Annotated in this window: 5 protein-coding genes and 2 pseudogenes; 4 read left to right on the forward strand and 3 right to left on the reverse strand. The window is 46.8% G+C overall.

Going from position 1 to position 4771, the window contains the following annotated elements:
* From F6K37_RS32255 to F6K37_RS32270, 4 genes and pseudogenes are all read left to right on the forward strand, one after another.
* A pseudogene (locus F6K37_RS32255) lies at positions 1-210 on the forward strand (hypothetical protein); the annotation flags it as partial.
* Positions 191-763: a Uma2 family endonuclease gene (locus tag F6K37_RS32260; RefSeq protein WP_287254687.1), complete on the forward strand. Its 573-nt coding sequence runs from the start codon at positions 191-193 to the stop codon at positions 761-763. The pseudogene F6K37_RS32255 and the gene F6K37_RS32260, both read left to right, overlap by 20 nt.
* Entirely contained in the window at positions 760-921 is a 162-nt protein-coding gene (locus F6K37_RS32265) for a hypothetical protein (RefSeq protein WP_287254688.1), read from the forward strand. The genes F6K37_RS32260 and F6K37_RS32265 overlap by 4 nt, the downstream gene beginning before the upstream one ends.
* Positions 922-1302: 381 nt before the next feature.
* Entirely contained in the window at positions 1303-3138 is a 1836-nt protein-coding gene (locus tag F6K37_RS32270) for an aspartate kinase (protein WP_287254690.1), read from the forward strand.
* A 71-nt stretch (positions 3139-3209) separates the two neighbouring features.
* Here the strand turns inward: F6K37_RS32270 and F6K37_RS32275 are convergent, their stop codons facing one another.
* From F6K37_RS32275 to F6K37_RS32285, 3 genes and pseudogenes are all read right to left on the reverse strand, one after another.
* The gene (locus F6K37_RS32275; RefSeq protein ID WP_287254691.1) at positions 3210-3395 is read right to left on the reverse strand and encodes a hypothetical protein; all 186 of its coding nucleotides are present in this window, start codon (positions 3393-3395) and stop codon (positions 3210-3212) included.
* A 108-nt stretch (positions 3396-3503) separates the two neighbouring features.
* Positions 3504-4028, reverse strand: a pseudogene (locus F6K37_RS32280) (ExbD/TolR family protein); the annotation flags it as partial.
* 15 nt (positions 4029-4043) lie between these two features.
* Positions 4044-4682 carry a MotA/TolQ/ExbB proton channel family protein gene (locus F6K37_RS32285; protein WP_008184062.1) on the reverse strand — a complete coding sequence of 213 codons (639 nt, stop codon included), beginning with the start codon at positions 4680-4682 and terminating at the stop codon, positions 4044-4046.
* Positions 4683-4771: the final 89 nt, after the last annotated feature.

The following is a 4771-nucleotide window of genomic DNA, read 5'->3' on the forward strand; positions in this document are numbered from 1 at the left end:
GCCTTTGGCCACGCTGCGCGAACGCCGATCGGAATAGTTATTGATCACTGGGAATCAAAAACGCGATCGCTAAAACAATTCTATAGCGTTAGTTATTTTTATAAAATACACTTAGGTTTCTACTCCCAACTCCCTACTCCCTACTCTCTACTCCCTACTCCCTACTCCCTACTCCCTTTCCCAAACAATCATGACCACCCTAACCCTTGATCTCCAATCCATTAAACTTACCGACGAGCAATTTTTCCAGCTTTGTCAAGACAACGACGATTTGAAATTTGAACGCAATGCTAATGGAGATTTAATTATTATGTCACCCACTGGCGGCAGCACAGGAAATCGCAATGGTAGATTAAACCAACAGTTGTTTAACTGGAGTGATTCCGATGGAACTGGCATTGCTTTCGATTCGTCCACTGGATTTAAACTGCCCAATGGTGCCGACCGTTCTCCCGATGCTTCTTGGATACCCTTAGCACGCTGGAATACTTTAACTCCTCAAGAACAAGAAAAATTTCTACCTCTATGCCCTGACTTTGTGATTGAGTTACGTTCTCCTAGTGATAGCTTAACAGCAATTCGAAAAAAAATGGAAGAATACCGAAACAATGGCACTCGTTTAGGTTGGTTGATTAATCGTAAAGAGCGACAAGTGGAAATTTATCGACCAAGTAAAGAGGTTGACGTTTTAGAGTCTCCCAGTAGTTTATCGGGAGAAGAGGTTTTGCCTGGTTTTGTGCTGTATCTTGAGTTAATTTGGTGAAGGTTTCTCAGCATTCAGCGGTCAGCGGTCAGCGGTCAGCGGTCAGCGGTCAGCTATCTTGCTTTAAACCTGTATGGTCTTTTTTTTACTGTCCAATAAAACTCCGGATCTCTTTTGCATTTTGCCTATTGCCTCTTGCCTTTTTCGGCAATCGATGACTTGACAACCCAGAGCCAAAAGCTGATTGCTGAAAGCTGATTGCTGAAAGCTGATTGCTTCCGTAAAAACAAGAGACTGAAAAAATATTTCTTTGTTGACAATTATTGACGATTTTGTTAACGTATCCAGGGAATTACGATGTAAGCAGTCAGCAGTCAGCGGTCAGCTTATTTTATTCAAAAGCACCCATAAGTAGCTTGGCGACAAGCCTTTGGCTGTGCCCGTAGCCCATCAGCTGATACCTGACGGCCAATACCTGACGGCTGATAGCTGATACCTGACGGCTGATAGCTGATACCTGATAGCTGATAGCTTACATTACGATTAACTCAATCCTGGAAACGGGAGTCAAACAAAAAAACAAATAGTGGAATAAGCTTATGGCGCTAGTTGTCCAAAAATACGGTGGTACCTCGGTTGGCTCTGTGGAACGCATACAAGCCGTTGCCCAGGGAATTCTCAAAACAGTCCAACAAGACAATTCCGTGGTAGTGGTGGTGTCCGCTATGGGTAAGACTACCGATGGTTTGGTACAACTAGCGAAAGCCATCTCCCCTAATCCGTGTCGTCGGGAAATGGATATGCTGCTATCCACCGGTGAGCAAGTGTCAATTGCTCTATTATCCATGGCCCTACAGGAATTAGGGCAACCGGCTATTTCCCTAACTGGGGCTCAAGTGGGTATTGTAACAGAAACTAAACACAGTAGCGCTAGGATTATGCAAATCGAAACCCAGCGGTTGGAGCGGTGTTTAAACGAGGGGAAAGTTGTAGTCGTTGCTGGTTTCCAGGGCATCACCAGCACTGATGAGTTAGAAATCACTACCCTAGGTCGGGGTGGCTCTGATACCTCAGCCGTAGCCCTAGCCGCAGCACTGGGGGCATCTCGGTGTGAGATTTATACCGATGTACCGGGGATTTTAACCACTGACCCCCGGATTGTACCGGATGCTCAACTGATGCCGGAAATTACTGCTGATGAAATGCTGGAATTAGCTAGCTTAGGGGCAAAAGTCCTCCATCCCCGTGCCGTAGAAATTGCACGCAACTATGGCTTAACCTTAGTGGTACTATCCAGCTGGAGCGATCAGCCTGGCACTAAGGTAATTTCCCCAAGCTCTCCCCCCCGTTCCTTAGAGGGGTTAGAAATTGCTCGACCAGTCAATACCGTAGAATATGACACCGACCAGGCAAAAGTAGCCCTCTTACGAGTGCCAGATTCCCCTGGTGTAGCAGCACGGTTGTTTGGTGAAATTGCAGTTCAAGACCTAGATGTGGATTTGATTATCCAGTCCATTCACGAACAGAATACTAATGATATTGCCTTTACCGTCAATAGCGCTATTATCAATCGAGCGGAAGCAGTAGCCGAAGCCATTGCTCCCGCCCTGCGTCGCCAAACCACCCCCGATACCCAAGAAGCAGAAGTGATGGTAGGTAGGGATATTGCTAAAGTCTCGATCACTGGGGCAGGGATGATTGGACGTCCTGGGGTTGCAGCTCAGATGTTCCGGGCTTTAGCGGATGCTGGTGTTAATATTGAGATGATTTCCACCTCCGAAATCAAAGTCAGCTGTGTGATTGATGCCGTCGAATGCGATCGCGCGATCGCGGCCTTGTGTAACTGTTTCGATATCAACAATACCCCCATTCATCTACCCATTCCCCCTGAAGCAGGAAATAGTGACCACTCAAGGGAGATCACCCATCCCCCGGTTCGAGGTGTAGCCCTAGACATCAACCAAGCCCGTCTAGCCATTCGGCAAATTCCCGATCGTCCCGGCATGGCAGCCAAGATATTTGGAACCTTGGCAGAGCACAATATTAGTATTGATATGATTATCCAGTCCCAACGCTGTCGAATCATTAATGGAATTGCCACCAGGGATCTTGCCTTCACAGTACCTCAAGCCGAAGCAGAAATGGCTCAGAAAGCCCTACAACAGATGGCACCAGTGATTGGGTGTAGCGAAATTCTCCTGGATGCCGATATTGCCAAAGTAAGTATTGTCGGTGCTGGCATGGTTGGACAACCAGGGATCGCAGCACAGATGTTTGCCGCCCTAGGTTCGGAACAAATCAATATTCAAATGATTGCCACCTCAGAAATTAAGATTAGCTGTGTTGTTGCCCAAGACCAAGGAGTGCGAGCATTGCAAGCTATTCATAAAGCCTTTGGTCTTGCTGGAAGCCAAAAAATTGAGGTTCCAGCTTAGGAATCTAGAACCAGAAGAGTGTGGGGAGAGGGGGAAGTGTGGGAGGTGTGGGGAGAAGTAGTGTTCGATAATTAGGTATAGTTAAAGACATAGTCTTGATCCAAAGCGCGAGTGGTGTGATTTCTGTGTGGGTCACCTGTGTCAGTACCTTGAAAGCCTCGTGGAAAATAGGGATCCCCCCTAACCCCCCTTAACAAGGGGGGGACACAACCGTTGCTGATCTGACTCCCTGACTCCCCATCCCCCCATCTCCCCATCTCCCCATCTCCCCACACTTCCCAGACTTCTCAAAAACCTTATTTCTTATTGGTAGATCCAGGCAAGAACTTTAATATGTCATTAATCGAATCGGAGGAGTTTTTTCCAGGGGAGTTGAAGTTAGGGACACCTGTTCCCGATGGTAGGGAAGGAATAAAGTCAATGGATTGACCTGAGGATCCCGGTAGAGTAGCTAGGGCTACGCGATCGCCTCCCACTTGTCGTAGCACATCCAATACCTGAACGACCTCGTTGTAACTGGCCTCCTTGGAAGCATAAAGCGCCATCAACCCATAAGGATTAGTTTGACGATATGCTTGCAGTTTCTTTTTGAACTGCTCTTGAGTTACCACTGGCTCTTGTTCAACGTAGAGTTGACCAAACTCATTAAGGCTAACCATTAAGATTTGCCGTCCTTGAGCCTTAGCAGTACTTGCCTTAGGCAAATCCACGCTCAGGGCTTGCTGGCGAGATAAGGTAACAGCTGCCAAAATGAAAAAGGTCAGAATACAAAAAATCACATCAATCAGGGGAACAATCTCAACCCGAACCTCTTCCGGCGAGCTATCCATTCGCAGTCTTAGAGGACGGATTGCCATCGGGGAACTAGCTGAATCCTTTTTTTTATTCATAGATATGTCCTTGGACTAAGAGCTTTCTTCTTGTTGTAACCAATATTGTCGATAAAGCAATTCCAACTCGCTTCCGGCTTTGCGGAACACTTTAACTTGGTTAAACCAAAAAGCCTGAAATAGTCTATAGAAGGCCAGACTGATAATCGCCACAATCAAACCTGTAGCTGTGCTAATCAGTGATTCTCCAATCCCCTGAGTCACCCCATCGGTGGAAGCTGTTCCAAGGTCACTAATGCGAATGGAACCCAATGAATTAATCAAGCCCAACACTGTACCGAGTAATCCCAACAATGGTGCTAGAGCAATCACAGCTTCCAGGAGTTTGTCCCCCCGTCGCATAGCAGCTAATTCATCATCCGCAGCCGACTCTAGAGCCAGCCGGAATACTTCTGGGTCAGGATTATTCAGTCGTAAAGGAGCATACAAATATCTACCGATGGGTTGTCGGCGTGACTCTAGGGCAATCTGTCTAGCAACATGCCAGCTACCAGCTGCTGCCTCTAGAACACGATTAACAATTATGCCTTCCCTCAACGCTATAGTTGCCCAAAACCAAATCCGTTCAAAGATTGTACCCATAGTCAGGATCGATAGAGCCAACAGAGGCCACATGGCGATCCCACCTTTTGCAATAAGTTCGACAATATCCACGACTTGCCCTTACTTCCAAATAACTCAGTGGTCTATCAATCTTCTATTGATTTTCAACCACTTACCAAGAAACTGATCCTATTCTCCAC

This window comes from Moorena sp. SIO4E2, from assembly GCF_010671945.1.
GTDB lineage: Bacteria > Cyanobacteriota > Cyanobacteriia > Cyanobacteriales > Coleofasciculaceae > Moorena > Moorena producens.